Origin of the sequence: Rhodococcus sp. SORGH_AS_0303, from assembly GCF_030819335.1 — a bacterium.
In the GTDB taxonomy this organism is placed as follows: domain Bacteria; phylum Actinomycetota; class Actinomycetes; order Mycobacteriales; family Mycobacteriaceae; genus Rhodococcoides.
This window is the reverse complement of the sequence record NZ_JAUTBO010000001.1, coordinates 1,521,151-1,538,119: the sequence shown is the minus strand read 5'-3', so window position 1 is coordinate 1,538,119 and position 16,969 is coordinate 1,521,151. Positions and strand designations below refer to the sequence as shown.

Genomic DNA, 16,969 nt, shown 5'->3' with positions numbered 1-16,969 from the left:
GGTTACAGTGGTGCGATGTCGTGGACGTCGTCGCCCAAGGATTCGGTGCTGGGCCTCGCCGTCCTCCTGTACATCGGAACGGCATTGGTGGTGCCCATCTCGGTCGCCGCAATGTCCGCCCTCGGCGACGCTCCCTACGACGTTGTCCCCGGGTGGTTCGCGATGGGTGTGTTCGCGTTCTGCATCGGTGCGTACACCACGGTCTATGCCGCCTACGGGTTGTACCTGAAGGCGGTGTCGGCGCACAGACGGAGAACAGGGCCAGTCCTGGCGGCGCGCCTGGAGACCGGCGCAGTGGTCCTCGCATGGGTGTCACTCGTTGCGGGATTGACCTCCCTCGCACCGGGCGTCGCCGTCGCGAGCGGCCTTGTCTGCGCTGCGGTGTGTAGTGTCGCCGGCGCCGTCGTTCGTCGACGTGTGTTCGGACAGAGCGAACGCCGTACGTGACGCATCGGTGCGTCCGGGCAGTCCGGCTCTACTGTCCTTCCGACACGGTGGAATTGTCCAGGGCCGCGGCGAAAGCGTTGATCGCTCTCGTGTAGCGCTGAAAGCTCCTGTTGGTGCCGTAGTCAGTAAGAAAACGATCCGGCGAGCATTCGCCGCCGATATGGGACTGACCTACGGATGCTGGCGGACACGCGCTCGAATGATCGTTGCGGCCGACCTTCTCGAGCGGGGACACACCTCGCCGACACGGCAGCAGTGGGTTACAGCACCAGCAGCGGGATCATCGCTGCCTTCGCCCACGAGTTCGGCGTGGCACCGTGGTCGGGCACCTGCGCGAGGACGACCGGACGGGTCGCGCGGAAATGCTCCTCGCTACCGCCGTCTCCCCGCTGTCTCGTCTGCTCGCCGCTGCCGCCACGGCGACAGTCACGGCAACCCTCGTGTTGCTTCTGGCAGGTGTCGGGCTCGTCACCGGGGCTGCTGCCGTCGGCGGAGACGGCCCCGGTGTCGTCGACGTGCTCGTCGGAGCGGTGTCGCAGCTGCCGGCAACCCTTGCTGTCGCCGCGATCGCCTACGCCGCATACGGATTCGGAGGCCGGTGGATCGCAGTCGGGTGGGCCGCAGTCGTCCTCGACCTGCTGCTGGGGCCGCTCGGTACCCTCATCGGCGCTCCCCAGTGGTTGCGCGACACAGCACCGCACACGCATCTTCCCGCCGACGTCGGCGCGCCGGTTCCACTCACCGCCGCAGTCATCCTCATCGTCGTGGCCACAGCACTTCTGGCCATCGGATCGTGGGCTCTGCGCCGCCGCGACCTCGTGTGAACGCCGGACAGGGCGTCGGCGAGTGCACACCAGCGACACTCCCGATGCCTGACCTCACTGCGCCCCACGGACACGTCGGCACCCCACGACCTGCCCGAGCACGTCGACCACGGCGGCCGCAGCGATCGCCACGAGCAATACCCACACCAGCAGAGCCACGTCCGGCGCCCACCTGCCTGCCACCGACAACCCCGCGCCGGTCGAAGTAGACAGTCCGAACAGGACGGCGACAGCGGCCGCTGTCCCTACCCCGACCGCAACGACCCCGCGCACGACGGCGACTCCTCTGGTCCGCTGGGGCGTCCTGCCCGAGACGATGCGGACCGCGTGAACGCCGATGCCGACCACCAGCGTCGCGATGATCGCAGCGAGCGCTCCGAGCACGGTGGACGCCGAGGAGTCGGGAAGCTCGCTCGTCCGTCCACCCGTCACCGATGTCGTCAGGTTCCGACCGACGGCCGCGAGTCGCTCGGCCTCGATTTCACCGTATCGGTTCCACCACGATTGCTGTGTCCAGGGACGGAATCAGAGAGACGTAGGTGTAGTAGCCGGGCACCGCACCCGCATGCCACCAGACATCGTGGCCATCGATCCTCTCGTGGAACAGGCCGTCACCGTAGGTCGAACCCTGAGCCGTCGGCACCTCGCGATACCGGGCTACGCCGCCGTGACGTTCCCGCAGTCGCCACGACGCATAGCGTCCCAGGTCATCGATGGAACCGGCGAGGTAGCCGTATCCCAACCCCGCCGAATCGACACCGACGTCGACCGGGCGGGTGGAACCGAAGAACGGAACGTGTCCCCGCGGAACACTGTCGACGAACAACTGCGGGTCGGTGATGGCGTCACTGCCGGCGGGATCGAGTACGACGCGGCGCACGGCGTCCGCGTAGGAGGACCCTGCCGCCTGCTCGATCACAGCCTGCAGGAGCAGGTAGTTCAGACTCGAGTACCGGAACTCACCACGAGGACCGGCCCCCTTCGGCGCGTCGAGGGCGGTGACGGCGTCTGTCGCGGAACCCCTTCGGGTCCACTCGTCGGTGACGGTGATGTCGTGCGGCAGCCCGCTGGTGTGATGAACGAGGTCGTCGACGGTCACTGCGGGGTCGGAGAGCACTCGGCGAGCCTGCGGGACCACCTCGACGACAGGGCTGGTCGCATCGAGAACACCCTCGCGCCCGAGGCCCCTCGCTGTCGCTGCCGCGAACTGCTTCGACACCGACCCCCAGACGAAAGGGGTCGACCCGTCGATGTCGTGACCGTCCCCGTCGACTCCCACGAATGCCGCAGACCGTGCACCGTCGCTGTCGACGATCCGTGCGGCCATGCCCGGTGCACCGATCTCCGAGGCCCACCGAGTGACGAGGCCCTGCAACGACTCCTCGTCGTGCCCTCGACCGGCCGCCGGGCAGATCGACAGTGCGAGCAGTGTCAGGGCGCCCAGAAACACGGCGACGACTCGTCGTGCCGCGGTCATCGTCGTACTCCCGTCAGCGCTGTGGCCCGGTGCGTGGTGGACCACAACCCGGTCAGCAGCGCTGCTCCCCAGACCGTGAACAGCGGATCCCAGACCACGGCATGCCCGATCATCGCGGTCCGGTCGTACCCGCCGTCGGGCACGATGACGCCGGCGAGCACCGCTGCCGCGGACACCGTCGACACTGCGCCCCACACGGAAAGCACACCGCCCGCGCACCACCCGCACATGCGGACCTGCCGATGACCGTGGCCTCGGACCCGCTCGTTCACCCACGGAAGGACAGCAGCGCCGGCCTTCACGACAGCGACGACACCGAGCGCGAGACCGCTCGCCACCGGTCGGTCGTCGGCCAGGGTCACCGCCCAGTCCCCCACCGAGGCGAGCTGCCATCGACCACCCACCGCCCAGTACGCGCTCGCGGCCGCATGCAGCAGCCCGGCTGCCGCAGCGAGGAGAAAGGCCACCGCCGCAGGCATTCTCATGCGTGTCGTTCCCGAGGGTGTCTGCACACGATCGACACTAGGAACGTTCCGCTCGCCCGAACATCCGGGAACACCCCGACCCCACCCTGAGACAGACGAGGTCTCGACCGACGAGGGACACCAGGAATGCCGTCTCGGAACCATCCCACCCGCACCAGTCGATCAGCTCAGCACCACGAGTTGCCGGGTCGCCCGCGTCATCGCCACGTATCGGTCGACGGCGCTGTCCACACCCGGCCCCTCGACGAGGACGACGAGATCGAACTCGAGCCCCTTGACCGACCGTGCGCTCAGAGAACGGATCCGCTCGGTGTCCGGCCGAGCCGGCACACCGATGACGCATGCCACGCCCTCACCGGCCGCGGCCCACTCGTCGAGAATCGCGTCCAGGTCGTCCACTCCGGCCTGGCGAACGCCCACCCCGGTGCTGCGGACCGAACGAGGCACGTTCGCGTCGGGGAGGACCGCTCTGATGACCGGTTCGGCCGCGGCCATGATCTCGGCCGGTGTGCGGTAGTTGACGTCGAGCGTGGACACCGCCACGTCGGTGAATCCGACACGCGCCAGCCGCGCCTCCCAGGATTCCGGGAAACCGCTGTGGGCCTGCGCCCGGTCACCCACCACCGTGAGACTGCCCGACGGGCAGCGGGCACGGACCATCTGCCACTGCGCATCCGTCAGTTCCTGGGCCTCGTCGACGACGACGTGGGAGAACGGACCAGCAAGCCGATCCGGTTCGCCCGTCGAGAACTCGGTCTCGTCCAGCACGTTCTGCAGGTCGTCGCCGCGGAGCATCGACATGACGCGAAGCTCCGAATCGTCGGACTCGACGAGATCGTCGACCACCGCGCGTCGGCGCGCACGCTCGGAGGCGATCGTCAGGGCACGGCGCACGCGCATCGTCGTCGCCCGTGGGTCTCCGAGGCGGCGACGAGCGACGTCCAGAAGAGGGAGATCCGCTGTCGTCCAGGGAGCACCGAGGTCTCTGCGGACCGCGGCCCTGTCGTCCTCGTCCAACCAGGGCGCGCACTGGCGTAGGTATGCCGGCACGGCCCAGAGGTCGGCGACGAGATCGGGAGCATCGATCACCGTCCACGACGACTCGACGCAGTCGCGAAGCTCGTCGATCTCCCGCAGCGACGACGTCAGCTCGGCGTCCGACACGTCGCCGGCGAGGCGGTCGACGACGATGTCGCCCAGCGCCGCCCAGATCTCCTCTCTCGCATCGTTGTGCGGAGTCTCCGCGTCGGGTGCCGCGAAGGCTTCCGCCCAGTCGGTTGCCCGGAGCAGCACTGCACCCCACTCGGTCTCGACGACCATGTCGTTCGCGGGCGGTGTCTCGTAGAAGCGGATCGCGCGATCGATCGTCTCCGTCATCGACGCGGAGCCTTTCACCGCGGCGGCGCGTGGCGAGCTCTCTGCGACTGCATTCCGGCCCTCGGGAACCATCTCGTCGAGCAGGCACACCCGGACACCGTCCTCTCCGAGATCAGGAAGCACGTCGGCGACGTACGACAGGTAGGGCTCGTGCGGTCCGATCACCAGGACCCCGCCGCGGTGGTGCCCGACCTGCGGATCCGCGTACAGAAGGTAGGCCGCACGGTGCAGCGCGACCACGCTCTTTCCCGTTCCGGGGCCGCCGTCCACCACACGCACTCCTCGGGACGGAGCGCGGACGATCGCATCCTGGTCCGCGGCGATGGTGCCCAGCACGTCGCGCATGCGGGACGACCGCGCCGCCCCGAGATCGGCGACGAAGGCCGACCGATCGTCCAATGCCACGGCGCCGTGCAAGATCTCGGCGGTGAACACCTCGTCCCAGAAGTCGCTCACTCGTCCTCCGGTCCACCGGTAGCGACGACACCAGGCAACACCCATCGGACGTGCCGGGGTCGCGGCGAAGAACGGTGCTGCTGCTGGTGAGCGCCAGTCGACGAGCAGTGGATGACCGGCCTCGTCGAGGAGTCCGCGCCGCCCGACGTACACCGGCTCCGTTCCGTCCGCCGGCACGAGTCGCCCGAGACACATGTCCCGCCCGACACGTCGCACTGCGCAAATCTCGGCGGTGAGCCGATGTGTCTCCAGGTCGCGTTCCATCGCGTCCTGGCCGGATCGGCCAGGGGCGGCGCGAGTCCGGGCGAGGCGTCGTTCGAGATCCGCGAGGGACCGACGCAGGGCCGCGTCGATTCTGGCGAGATGTCGATCATCCGCCGCGATCGAGGCGGGGTCGGCCTTGGCTCGGCGGTGCGGGGGCAGGGCGAACACGGTGTCCACAGGTCGGCTCCGATCGGGGAAACGTGCAGTTCATGGCATCGAGCGAGCCATTCTGCGCCGACCGCGGGGGCTTGCCGCAAGCCCCACCGTGCGCTATATCTTGGAGGTGGAAGGGATCGTTCCCGTCAACGCCGATCGTAGCGCGCCTCGGCCAACCGCCTGATCACCGACGGCCCCACTCCGTGCAGCGCGAACAACACCGCGAGGTCCGCCGGAAGGTCGAGCACCGTGCGATACCCGGCGTCGATCAACGCGCCCGTCGCAGGCCTACCGATGCGGACACCGTCGAACACGGGCCCACGATCGGTCGGCGCGTCGTTCGTCATGCTGCTCACCGCCTTCCGCTCGTCGTCTTTCTCTGCATGGATCCATTCTGACGCTCCCCGGGACGACATAGGCCCGGCTGTCCCCGGAGCTCGCCCGGGCACCTGCTGCGTATTCGCCCACAGCGCTTTCCCCGGTCCTCACCGATCTCCACGAGTGTCCGAGCCAGGACGATCGGTCACTCGTTCCACGACGCTTCCGGTGCGGATCCGGCGCATACTGTTCGCCATGGCGACCGTGGCAGACCATTTCGTGCAGACCCTGACCGAGAGCGGCGTGACCCACGTCTACGGTCTTCCGGGCGATTCGTTGAACGGCTTCACCGACGCGATCCGCCGGAACGACGGCATGACGTGGCAGCACGTCCGCAACGAGGAGACTGCCGCCTTCGCCGCAGCCGGTGACGCGGCGATCACCGGCGAACTCGCGGTGTGCGCCGGCAGTTGTGGGCCCGGCAATCTCCACCTGATCAACGGGCTGTTCGACGCGCACCGCAGCCGTGTCCCCGTGCTCGCGATCGCGGCGCACATCCCGCGCAGCGAGATCGGATCGCAGTACTTCCAGGAAACTCACCCCCAGAACCTCTTTCAGGAATGCAGTGTCTACTGCGAGCTGGTCAGTGACCCGGAGATGGCGGAACACGTGTTCGCGATGGCGATGCGGGCGGCGATCGAAGAACGCGGTGTCGCAGTGGTCGTCGTCCCGGGCGAAGTGCTGCTGGCGCATGCCGAACAGAGAAAGGCCACCCCGGCCATCCGCGCGACCACGTCCCACGTGCGTCCCGACGATGCCTCGCTCGACGAGGCGGCGTCGATCCTGAACTCGTCCGACAACATCACCATTCTGGCCGGCGCCGGTGTGGCGGGTGCGCATCGACAACTGCTCGAGATCGCCGGCGCGCTGCAGGCTCCTGTCGTGCACGCACTGCGCGGCAAGGAGCACGTCGAATACGACAATCCCTACGACGTGGGGATGACGGGGCTGCTCGGCTTCGCCTCGGGGTACCGCGCGATCTCGCATGCCGACGTTCTTCTCATGCTGGGCACCGACTTTCCGTACCGCAACTTCTATCCCGACGACGCAAAGATCATCCAGGTGGACATCCGCGGCCAGAACCTGGGCCGCAGAGCGACCCTGGACGTCGGCTTGGTGGGTACCGTCGCCGACACCGTGGACGCTCTGCTCCCCCGTGTCCACGCCAAGACGGACAGCAAGCATCTGGACACATCGGTCAAGCACTATCGCAAGACACGCAAGAATCTCGATTCGTTCGCTGTGGACGACCGGCACCGCACACCCATCCGGCCGGAGTATCTGGCGCGCATGGCGAACGAGCTGGCAGACGACGACGCCGTCTTCACCGTCGACGTGGGGTCGCCTGTCGTGTGGGCCGCCCGGTACCTGACGATGAACGGCAAGCGCCGATTGCTCGGGTCGTTCAATCACGGATCGATGGCCTGCGCGCTCCCGTTGGCGATCGGTGCGCAGACCGCTCAGCCCGGAAGGCAGGTGGTGGCCTTCGCCGGCGACGGCGGGTTGACGATGGGCTTCGGTGAGCTGATCACGTTGATGCAGAGCGGTCTGCCGGTCAAGGTCATCATCTTCGACAATTCGTCGTTGAACTTCGTCGAACTCGAGATGAAGGCTGCCGGCATCGTCAACTACGGCACCGACCTGAAGAACCCCGACTTCGCCGCTGTGGCACAGGCTCTGGGGATGTTCGGCCGACGAGTGGAGAAGCCGCAGGATCTGGAGGCGGCTCTGATCGACGCGTTCGCGTACGACGGTCCCGCCGTCATCGACGTCGTCACCGCGGCACAGGAGCTCTCCATTCCTCCCAAGATCACCCTCGAGCAGGCAAAGGGGTTCACGCTGTACGGCATTCGGACGATCCTGTCCGGCCGGGCCGACGAACTCGTGGACCTCGCGGACACCAATGTCCGTCGGCGGATCTTCGACTGAGAGCTTTGCTGGCCGGACTGGCGTGATCCGATGCCACGGTCGTGGTCGACGCGCAACCATGCAGGCGTCGAGTGGTGAAACGTGCGCCCCAACCACGTTCTGCTCTGTGAACGGCGATCAACGGAAACCACGGCCGTCAGGGCTCGACCCGACGTGGCCGACAGACGTCAGGTCACGACGCTGCGCTGACGATCGAGTCGACGACAGAGGCGGGCGCCGACAACGGAGTGAAGCCGTCGCCCAGGATGCGCCGGCACCCGTCGAGTTCGATGTGGACGTCGATCATGACCAACTCGTCCCCGATCGTGGACTGCGTCGAGGTGGTCGCCAGCGATGTCCCGCGTTCACCGCAGGGACCGGCGGGCTCGACGTCGATGAGGGCGGCGTTCCAGTCGAGGGACGGCTCGGATTCGTACCGATCCGCTCCGGTGAACATCAGATCGGGTCCGGCGGTGTCGAAGCGGCAGAACCCGGACGGTGTCAACGTCAGGTCGAGTAGCGACCGAGACCCCGGCACCGGTGTCGAGACGATCGGCGAGCACGAGTAGAAGTAGGTGATACCGGCAGCATCGAGGCGGACGCTGTGTTCGGTGGCCTCTACCTTCGGGAGCTCGAGAACCTCGGCGAGTCCCAGGGTGTTGTCCAGGCCGCAGTCACCACGCGGGTACGACGGTTGTACGGCGCGGCCGTCCACGTCGACGAGCCACATGTCGACCGGCGCCGCAGCGAGCACGGACGCCAGACATTCGGCGTCGAAGATCGAGCGACGTGTGGGCGGCCCGTTCAGCTCCCGCACGGCGCTGCCGAAGTCCCCGGCGTAGCGGCGTTCGACGTAGGTCACGGTCCCGTCGGCCTCGACATGGTCTCCGATACCGATGTCGCACACCACGGCTGCCACCGGCTCGAACCCCTCGGGCACCGTGCCCCGCGCCGGACGGGGAGCGACGCTCTGCTGCGGCGGCGGGGGCGCCAGATAGCCGCCGACGTCCTGTGGCAACGCGCAGACGAAGTGATCGGCCGAACCGATCTCGGCGACCGACCTCGGCTCAGGAGTGGTCAGGACGCCGTAGGACGCGAGAGCAACCGTCACCACCAGAAACAACGCGAGTCCCACATGTCGACCGGTCACGGCCGGAAGCATCCCACCTCGCGCAGTCGCGGTGAGTCTCGCCGAGGACGACTCAGCGGCAGCTGACGAAACGTTTCGAGGACCAGTGGGTCACTGCCAGGCGGGGACGTTGTGACGATGCAGCGAGCGGGTACGGCACTGCAGGCGCAGCGCCGCGATCTCGGGCGCCGACAACGCCTGCGCCACCGTCGGGTCTCCGCTGTCGAGGACACGAGCGAGCCGCTCGTGGAACTGATACCCGGGGACACCGAACGTCACGAGGATTTCCTCGTCAGGACCGCCGCCGTAGGGCAACCACCGACGCGCGAACTCGATCATCCCGCGAAGGCCCTCGGCCTGACTCGTGCTCATCGCACCATCATCGCGGCCGACGAGCCGTCCCACCCGGCGGTGAGCCGAGTCGACACCCGCTGTTCACCGCACCGCCACTCCGACTACCCGCGGAGCGGGCACCCCTCACTCGGCGCAGCCCCACCACGACCCGACCCGAGGAGTCCCCCGTTGTCCTACATCCTCTTCGACACCCTGCTCCCCTACCTCGGTGAGCATACCGCCGCGTACTGGGCTCAGCTGCTGGTGATCACCCCGGTCTGATCGGAACCGTTCACGGCGGCAACCCCATTGGGACAACCGATGATCCACCGTTCGTTCACCAATGCTCGGTACCAATGAACAGGCATTCCTGCCACCACCACTCGACCACGGGAGCTCCCATGATCACCGACCTCGCAAGCTTCGTCGACTTCCTCGGCGCCCTGTCCGACATCTTCGGCGGCAGCGGCGACTTCCTCGACGGACTCAGCTTCTTCAGCTGACACACCCCGGGCCGATCTGATCCGCGCCGCAGCAAGCGCGATCCGATCGGTGAATGGCCGCACCGTGCACGGTCGCCCGCGTTCTGGGCGGCCGTGTATTGCTGTGCGACAGGTGGTGTCAGTGCGGTGCGACGGAGCGCAGTGCCTCTCGTGCGTTGCGCTCGACGAACAGCGGCACGAAGTCGCGCACCGAGCGTCCCTCGAAGCGGGCGTACTCAGCCGCCACGGTCTGTTCGATGTCGTGTCGGCTCACCCCGGGCAGGGCGGCGGTGAGCCGGTCCTGCACCGCCGCGAGATGCTCCGATTCGTTGGTGGTTGTCATCTACTCAGAATCGACCTCGTATCGGGACCGAGTCAACGTTTCGACGATATTGTTCGCAGCAGTAACGATCACTCGGCAATGAGCGCGAACCTCGTGCGCAGGTTCTCCGACTGCCGGGTCACTTCGCGTGCTTTTCGCTCTGAGAATCCGACTGTGCTGCAGTTGCCGTTGCTGCCGCACCCAGACTCGGGCACGCCTCATCCAGCACAGTCCAACCACGTCCGGAGCGCTGCGGCAAACTCGATGGGCCGGCCCGTCTGACCGTACTCACCACCGAGAAACCCCTGGTGTCCGCCGGGGAAGACGACAGCGTCCTGGCCCAACAGCCGGGCGACCGCATACGCTGCGCGACCGGCCATCTCGCCGTCCTCAGGCCCACCGGACTCTTCGCCTACCGCGATGACGATGCGAGTCGACGCTGCCGTCAGACGCTCCACGTCGGGCACGTAATCGACGCCCAGTCCACGCATGTTCGACATCAGCGGATCGGTACGAGAACCGTCGTCCTCGGTCGGGAGTCCGAACTGCGCCGGGCCCGGCGCCGGCCATGCGAGGTACGCGTCGTCGACAGGACCGCGGTGCATCACCAGGCGGATGAACTCGGCCATCGCCGGCCCCGTCCCCGCCGCGTCGTAGGACTCCACCATGTGCGTGCAGGCAGCCGAGATGTGGTTGTGGTCAGCGAGTGCACCACCGGCGGGTGGCTCGTGGGCGACGAGAGTTCGGATCGCGCCCGGCCGGCGTTCGACGCAGACGAGGGCGTTGACCGCGCCGCCGCTCGACGCGAACACGTCGACAGGTCCGGACCCCAGCGCTGTGATCAACGCATCCAGATCGGCGGCGTGCTGCCACGGCGTGACCGCAGCCGTGGGTTCGCCACAGACGCTGCGGCCGGTGTTGCGTGGGTCGTAGGTCACGACCGGTCGATCGATGAAATGCTCACGGAGCGTAGTGAACCCACTCGCATCCATCGGTGAACCGATGAGCAACAGGGGTGTATCCGAGGTCAGTGGACCATGGACGTCGTAGGTGATGGTGGCGCCGGAAACGGCGAGCGTGTGTGTAGTCATGCCGTGTCGACTCGGGTGCGCTGCCGAACTCATCACCGGACAGGCACGCCGTGTCGACGTCACATCGGCACCTCGCCGTCAGACCTGTGGTCCACGGTCTCGAAAAATAGTAGTGAGTAGCATCTGAACCAGAAGGGACTCGAACCCCGGACCCAGTGACTGTCCCCGGCCGAACTCGGTAATCCAGTGGGACCATGAATCCCACCTCAGTAGCGTGGATCAAGAGTCACATGACCATGTGGGACCATCACGGTTCCGATGAGACCGCAATAGCAGTCGGGAATCATTGCTGTCAGGTACCCCGGTCGCACGGGCAACGGCTTTCATGACGAGACGGCGCACAACCTTGTAGGTGAACGACGAGGCGGACGAGGACGCAAGGGCAACCGCGCACACGGGCACCTCACCGAATTTGTGCCGCTGCACACCCTTGAGCTGCGCATTCCTCGCTAATCCGAGCTCGTGTACCGTCCCCGCCATGCCGACGCACCATCGATCGGTCGACGGCAATGCCGACCAAGTGGGCCACGACTCGGGAACGGATCCGCACATGCCACTCTCCACCGGACGCGAACGCCAAAACCACATCTACACAGCGGGGGTGGCCGGACGAACACCGACTGTTCCCACGGATTTCCCGGGATTGGAACGGCGTGCACTCACGAAGATGTCCGACCGAGCGCGTGCCTACATTGCGGGTGGGGCCGGCTCCGGCACCACGATGGACAACAACCGCCGCGCTCTCGATCGGTGGAACATCGTGCCTCGGGTCCTTCGGGACGTGTCTGCGAGAACCACCGAAAGCGAACTCCTCGGCCTCACGCTTCCGGCACCCGTGTTGTTCGCTCCGGTCGGAGCCGGGGGCGCAGTTCATCGACAGGCAGATCTGTTGATCGGCCAAGCCGCCGCCACACTGGGACTTCCCTACATCTTCTCCAACCAGGGGTCCGTCGCGATGGAGGAGGTCGCTGCCGGCATGGACCGGATCGCGCCCGGGTCCCCGAGGTGGTTCCAACTCTACTGGTCGACCGACGACGACCTGGTCGATTCCCTGCTCACGCGGGCCGAGCGCTCCGGTGCCAGCGCGATCACGGTGACCCTCGACACGACACTGCTGGGATGGCGACCACAGGACCTCAACCTTGGATCGCTACCGTTCTCACGTGGCATCGGCATCAGCCAATACACCTCGGATGCTCGGTTCCGTTCGATCGTCGCGGAGCGCCTGGCGGCCGGCGCCGAAAAGCCGAATCTCCCCATCACGGGCCCGTCGAGTGCACTGTCCGCGCTGTCCACCCTGTTCTCGATCGCACGGAACGCACCGGGCAGCACCGTGGCCAATCTCCTGTCGCCCGAGCCGCGCACCGCGGTGACGACGTTCACCGACATCTACTCGCGAGAAAGCTTGAACTGGAACGACATCGCCGGACTGCAGGACCGCACGTCCCTGCCGATCGTCTTGAAAGGCGTTCTGCATCCGGACGACGCCCGACGCGCCGTCGATCTCGGCGTCGCCGCAATCGTGGTGTCCAACCACGGGGGACGACAGGTCGACGGAGCGATCGGAGCCGCTGACGCTTTGCCGGGGGTCGTCGACGCAGTCGACGGACGCGTGAGGGTGTTGTTCGACTCCGGAATCCGATCAGGGTCGGATGTGTTCAAGGCACTCGCCCTGGGCGCCGACGCCGTGTGCATCGGCAGACCGCACATGTACGGACTCGCTCTGGCCGGTGCCGCCGGTGCCGCCGACGTCGTCGCCAATATCGTTGCCGAATTCGACCTCGTCATGGCACTCGCCGGCCACTGCTCACCCGACAGCATCGATCGAGACTCCCTGTGGCGAGCACCATGACACGATCGAGTGCAGCGCAGTGAGCCACGACGGAGCCGCGGCGCGAACCCTACTCTCCTCGCGACTACAACAGACCCTGGACGGCGAACCGCCGTCCGGCATCCCGGTGTGCCGATCACTCGCAGCTCAGCTCCGATCATCAAGGCGATCGCCCACAGACGGAACAGCAAGACCACCCAAACGCACTGCGAGCGAGGCCGTTCGGGCCGCGGCCGAGTGAATACAGGACGCCACCATGACCACGCCGACACCCTCGGGTACGACCGGACCCCAGCGACGTGCATGGAGACGACGTACCACATCTCGTCTATTGGTCCTCGCCGTCGTCGGCGTTCCTCTCACCGTCCGACAACGCACTGTCGCAGACAAGCGCGCCCAGGCCTGGCAACGCATCACATGGTGCCTCGAACGCACACCAGTGACAACGGCGACGAGGCCGAACTCGGCCGGGACATCTACGCCACGGTCACCGACTCGGCGCTGACCACCAGGACCGAGGAAGACGTTCTGGTCGCTGTCACCGACCGTGCAGCGGCACGGCGGGCGCTGGTGCCGCCGACCGAAACCGAGGACACTGACAGCCAGAGCGAGCAGCAGGAGGACCCCCGATGACCGCCACCGAGGAACGCAGTGACCGACCGGCCGAGCGGCCCAGGGTGGCTGCTGCCGCTGCCCGCGCCTCCATCGCCATCCGCGAGCGAAGCGGACGAGAGGTACCGCAGTGGCTTCGCGACACTGCTGCCGGCCGTCCCACCACGCCACCGCCTGATTTGACCTGACCTTCCAGCGGTGCAGCGGCTGCTTGGAAGGTGAACACCAACTGGCGCAGCGGGCGTAGAACACTTGTCTTTCGCTGTGGCGTTGCTCGGGAACCGACCGATCAGTGCGCTCAGCCCGAGAAGGGCTGTACACGGTCCATCCGTCGCTGCGGCGTATCGCCGCCGTCTCGATACCACGACCTTGAAGCTGAGAGGCTCGGTCATGGAGTGTTTCTTCCGGCTCGGTAGAGGTAGCTGTGTCTGGCTGTACTGCGCGAGGCGGTGCTCGTCGAGCTGTGTTGTGTTCTTGTCCCAGTTGGCGCCCCGGGTGCCAGGTTGCGGGGCGGCATAGCCGTCGAGTGTCAGTAAAGGTCCGGGGTTCGAGTCCCTGTGGGCGCACCACAAAGGGCCCCTGATCAGCAGCCGTGCCGATCAGGGGCGCGGAGAGGTGGGTAGCCCTGGGAACAGTTTCTCGGTCGAGATGGTTGACTTGTAAACTAAACCAGGGTCGACGTCGTGGCCCCGACCGAGAGGTTCAGCAATGCATGTAGGTGTGGACAGCTTCGTGTCCTCCGTGACCGACCCGACCGACGGCCGCGTGATCGGCGCTGCCGAGCGAATGGAGCATCTGCTCGAGGAGATCACCCTCGCCGACCGGGTGGGTCTTTTCTCGTTCGGGATCGGCGAGCACCACCGCAGCGAGTACTACGATTCCGCTCCGTCGATCATCCTGGCGGCCGCGGCAGCTCGCACGGAACGAATCCGGCTGGGCAGTGCGGTCAAGGTACTCAGTGCGGACGATCCGGTGCGAGTCTTCCAGGAATTCGCCACCCTGGATCTGATCTCGAAGGGGCGGACGGATCTGGTCGTGGGCCGCGGCTCGTTCACCGAGTCGTTTCCCTTGTTCGGTCTGGACCTGGCCGACTACGACTCGCTGTTCATCGAGAAGCTCGAGCTGCTGCTGCAGATCCGGGACAACGTCGAGGTGACGTGGTCGGGCAAGCACCGGCCGGCGCTGACGCGGCAGAGCATCTATCCGCGTCCCATGCAGGATCCTCTGCCGATCTGGGTGGGTGTCGGCGGCAGTCCCGAATCATTCGCTCGCGCAGGTCTGTTGGGGTTGCCGCTGATGATCGCGATCATCGGCGGTGAGCCGCGCCAGTTCGCGCCGCTCGTCGATCTGTACCGCCGCGCGGGTGCACAGGCAGGTCATGCGCCGGAGAAGCTGAAGGTGGGCCTGCACGTGTTCGGGTTCGTCGCGGAGAGCACGCAGGCGGCGGCGGACACCATCTACCCCGGGTGGAACGAAATGTTCACGAAGATCTCGCGGGAGCGAGGATTCGCGCGACCGACCCGAGCGCAATTCGATGCCACGTCCGGACCGAACGGTGCCTTTTTCATGGGTGACCCGCAGACGGTGGCCGACAAGATCGCGCGAGTGGGCGAACAGCTCGGCGGTGTGGATCGGCTGTCCCTGCAGATGACCAATCCCCGCTTGGCTCACAGTGATCTGCTCCGCGGCATCGAGCTACTGGGAACGGAGGTCGCACCGCTGGTGGCCGATCTCTGACCGTGGGCTTGATCATCACGAGCTGCCCAACCGTCGCACGGCAGGTTGGGCATCTACGGCACCCGAGTGGTCCCGACTTCGGTCGCCACTGAGCACCTGGGAACAACTGTGCGTACCGGTGGACACCGCCCGTCACCGTTCCCACTCCCTCCTCGCGCACTGCCGCCGGACGCGCCCCTGTCGCAGCGGTATTCGTCGTTCTGGCTGTCGCTGCCGTGTCGTGTTCCTCGGACACCGCCGCGCAGCAGTCCCCCGTCGGGGGTACCGAGGCTGCACCTCGTCTGCATGGCTCGCCTCGTTCCTCGGTGCCCATTCCTGGCTTCTGTCCCACTTCCCCGAGCAGGCACAGGCCGACGTCTGGTCCGACGGACCCGATGTCAGCATCGGCGGAATCTTCGCTCCGATGGGCAAGGCGAAAGCCGTCGACGGAGGCTACGTGCTCGACGGCCGTTGGCCGTGGAGCAGCGGCATCATCCACGACGAGTGGACCATCCTGGGGGCCTTCATCGAAGGCCAGACACCGCCCAAGCTCCACATGTTCCTGATCGCCCCGGGCGATTTCACGTGGGAGGACACGTGGCACAACGTCGGCCTGTCCGCGTCCGGCAGCCACGACACCGTCGTCGAGAATGCGTTCGTTCCCACCCACCGGGTCATGCCGTTCGAGTGGGCCCGTGACGGCGTCGGACCGGGCGTCGAGTCCCTCGGAAGCTCGCTGTACCAGGTTCCCCTGGCCCCCGGCTTCTCGTACAACGCCGCGTACGTCGCACTCGGCGCGGCCCGCGGCGCCTACGAGTACCTCCGGGAAATGGACCAAGTCCCGCGCCTCCAGCGTGACCGGCGCCGGGGTTGCCGAGCATCCCTCCACACAGGCGGAACTCACGGAGACCGCAGTCGAACTCGACTCCGCTCAGCTGCTGCTCGAGCGCACCGGCCGTCGAATTTTGAATCCCGCCGCTCTGGATCTGAAGACGCGCGTCGAGTGCCGACGGGACAACGTCTACTCGGTCAAGGTGATCCTCTCTGCCCTCGATCGAATGCAGCGCATGGCCGGGGCGCGCGGAATGTACGTGAGCAACCCGATCCAGCGAGCATGGCGAGACGCCCATGCCATCGCCACCCATGTCGTCTTCAACTTCCAGACCGTCGGCGAGTTCTACGGTGCCTCGAACTCGGCCTGGAGCCGCCCGCACGTGACCCCTACTTCTGAGCCGACCACCTACACCGTCCATCCGATGAGAGAGGGAACTGAATGTCCACCCCCCAGTCACATACGAGAAGGCTGCGACACCCACCGACCTGGTGCGCATCTACTCGCAGTACCTCAATGCAGGCGACGTCGAAGGATTGATGTCGATGTACGACGACGATGCCACGTTCTCACCGGAGTGCGGGACTGTGGCACGAGGAACAGACGAGATCAGGGCAGTGGTGACCGCCATGGTCGATCCGCCACCGAGCGTGAAGTCGACTGTCACGTGGGTCCAACAGGTAGGTGACCACGCCCTCGTTCTCAACGACTACACGATCACCGCGGTGGGGCCGGACGGAACCTCGGCCGAGACGACGGGACGAAGCGCAGACGTGGCCCACCGCGGATCCGACGGCGGATGGCGGTTCTTCATCGACTGCGTCTGGGCCGGTTCCTGACAGCACATCC

The 16,969-nt window shown here is 66.7% G+C and carries 17 protein-coding genes, 1 tRNA gene and 1 pseudogene; 10 read left to right on the top strand and 9 right to left on the bottom strand.

Features of this window, described 5'->3' with window-relative positions; all coding sequences use genetic code 11:
- Nucleotides 1-15 precede the first annotated feature (15 nt).
- A complete protein-coding gene (locus QE449_RS07180; RefSeq protein ID WP_027505539.1) occupies nt 16-447 on the top strand; it encodes a hypothetical protein in 432 nt (143 codons plus the stop codon).
- A 362-nt stretch (nt 448-809) separates the two neighbouring features.
- Nucleotides 810-1,271 (top strand): hypothetical protein, encoded by a 462-nt coding sequence (locus QE449_RS07175; protein WP_307092063.1) that lies wholly within the window; start codon nt 810-812, stop codon nt 1,269-1,271.
- 54 nt (nt 1,272-1,325) lie between these two features.
- Here the strand turns inward: QE449_RS07175 and QE449_RS07170 are convergent, their stop codons facing one another.
- From QE449_RS07170 to QE449_RS07150, 5 genes are all read right to left on the bottom strand, one after another.
- Nucleotides 1,326-1,703: a hypothetical protein gene (locus QE449_RS07170; RefSeq protein ID WP_307108547.1), complete on the bottom strand. Its 378-nt coding sequence runs from the start codon at nt 1,701-1,703 to the stop codon at nt 1,326-1,328.
- Between the two features lie 49 nt (nt 1,704-1,752).
- Nucleotides 1,753-2,748 carry a serine hydrolase gene (locus QE449_RS07165; protein WP_307108546.1) on the bottom strand — a complete coding sequence of 332 codons (996 nt, stop codon included), beginning with the start codon at nt 2,746-2,748 and terminating at the stop codon, nt 1,753-1,755.
- The gene (locus QE449_RS07160) at nt 2,745-3,233 is read right to left on the bottom strand and encodes a DUF3995 domain-containing protein (RefSeq protein WP_307092060.1); all 489 of its coding nucleotides are present in this window, start codon (nt 3,231-3,233) and stop codon (nt 2,745-2,747) included. Before QE449_RS07160 ends, QE449_RS07165 begins: the two co-directional genes overlap by 4 nt.
- 162 nt (nt 3,234-3,395) lie before the next feature.
- On the bottom strand, nt 3,396-5,507 hold the full coding sequence (gene helR / locus QE449_RS07155) for an RNA polymerase recycling motor ATPase HelR (protein WP_307092058.1): 2,112 nt from the start codon (nt 5,505-5,507) through the stop codon (nt 3,396-3,398).
- A 125-nt stretch (nt 5,508-5,632) separates the two neighbouring features.
- Nucleotides 5,633-5,833: a helix-hairpin-helix domain-containing protein gene (locus QE449_RS07150; protein WP_307108545.1), complete on the bottom strand. Its 201-nt coding sequence runs from the start codon at nt 5,831-5,833 to the stop codon at nt 5,633-5,635.
- Between the two features lie 226 nt (nt 5,834-6,059).
- Between QE449_RS07150 and poxB the strand changes: the two genes are divergently transcribed.
- A complete protein-coding gene (gene poxB, locus QE449_RS07145) occupies nt 6,060-7,793 on the top strand; it encodes a ubiquinone-dependent pyruvate dehydrogenase (protein WP_056448978.1) in 1,734 nt (577 codons plus the stop codon).
- Nucleotides 7,794-7,965: 172 nt separating this feature from the next.
- Here the strand turns inward: poxB and QE449_RS07140 are convergent, their stop codons facing one another.
- From QE449_RS07140 to QE449_RS07125, 4 genes are all read right to left on the bottom strand, one after another.
- Nucleotides 7,966-8,922, bottom strand: coding sequence for a hypothetical protein (locus tag QE449_RS07140; RefSeq protein WP_307092056.1), 957 nt, complete (start codon nt 8,920-8,922; stop codon nt 7,966-7,968).
- A 90-nt stretch (nt 8,923-9,012) separates the two neighbouring features.
- On the bottom strand, nt 9,013-9,273 hold the full coding sequence (locus QE449_RS07135) for a hypothetical protein (RefSeq protein WP_155957006.1): 261 nt from the start codon (nt 9,271-9,273) through the stop codon (nt 9,013-9,015).
- 582 nt (nt 9,274-9,855) lie between these two features.
- Nucleotides 9,856-10,059: a three-helix bundle dimerization domain-containing protein gene (locus QE449_RS07130; protein ID WP_027505531.1), complete on the bottom strand. Its 204-nt coding sequence runs from the start codon at nt 10,057-10,059 to the stop codon at nt 9,856-9,858.
- Between the two features lie 197 nt (nt 10,060-10,256).
- Nucleotides 10,257-10,976 carry an alpha/beta fold hydrolase gene (locus QE449_RS07125; RefSeq protein ID WP_373425208.1) on the bottom strand — a complete coding sequence of 240 codons (720 nt, stop codon included), beginning with the start codon at nt 10,974-10,976 and terminating at the stop codon, nt 10,257-10,259.
- A gap of 703 nt (nt 10,977-11,679) precedes the next feature.
- Between QE449_RS07125 and QE449_RS07120 the strand changes: the two genes are divergently transcribed.
- The 7 genes and pseudogenes from QE449_RS07120 (at nt 11,680) to QE449_RS07095 (ending at nt 16,959) form a co-directional block, all read left to right on the top strand.
- Nucleotides 11,680-12,981, top strand: coding sequence for an alpha-hydroxy-acid oxidizing protein (locus QE449_RS07120; RefSeq protein WP_307109690.1), 1,302 nt, complete (start codon nt 11,680-11,682; stop codon nt 12,979-12,981).
- 396 nt (nt 12,982-13,377) lie between these two features.
- Complete coding sequence (locus QE449_RS07115) at nt 13,378-13,593, top strand: hypothetical protein (RefSeq protein ID WP_261769312.1); 216 nt, start codon at nt 13,378-13,380, stop codon at nt 13,591-13,593.
- The gene (locus QE449_RS07110; RefSeq protein WP_155957004.1) at nt 13,590-13,760 is read left to right on the top strand and encodes a hypothetical protein; all 171 of its coding nucleotides are present in this window, start codon (nt 13,590-13,592) and stop codon (nt 13,758-13,760) included. The genes QE449_RS07115 and QE449_RS07110 overlap by 4 nt, the downstream gene beginning before the upstream one ends.
- A gap of 298 nt (nt 13,761-14,058) precedes the next feature.
- A tRNA-OTHER gene (locus QE449_RS07105) sits at nt 14,059-14,141 on the top strand.
- 139 nt (nt 14,142-14,280) lie between these two features.
- Nucleotides 14,281-15,309, top strand: a complete 1,029-nt coding sequence (locus tag QE449_RS07100) for an LLM class flavin-dependent oxidoreductase (RefSeq protein ID WP_307108544.1) — start codon at nt 14,281-14,283, stop codon at nt 15,307-15,309.
- 629 nt (nt 15,310-15,938) lie between these two features.
- Nucleotides 15,939-16,433 (top strand): annotated as a pseudogene (locus QE449_RS21425) (acyl-CoA dehydrogenase family protein); the annotation flags it as partial.
- A gap of 178 nt (nt 16,434-16,611) precedes the next feature.
- Nucleotides 16,612-16,959, top strand: a complete 348-nt coding sequence (locus tag QE449_RS07095) for an SgcJ/EcaC family oxidoreductase (RefSeq protein WP_307108543.1) — start codon at nt 16,612-16,614, stop codon at nt 16,957-16,959.
- Nucleotides 16,960-16,969: the final 10 nt, after the last annotated feature.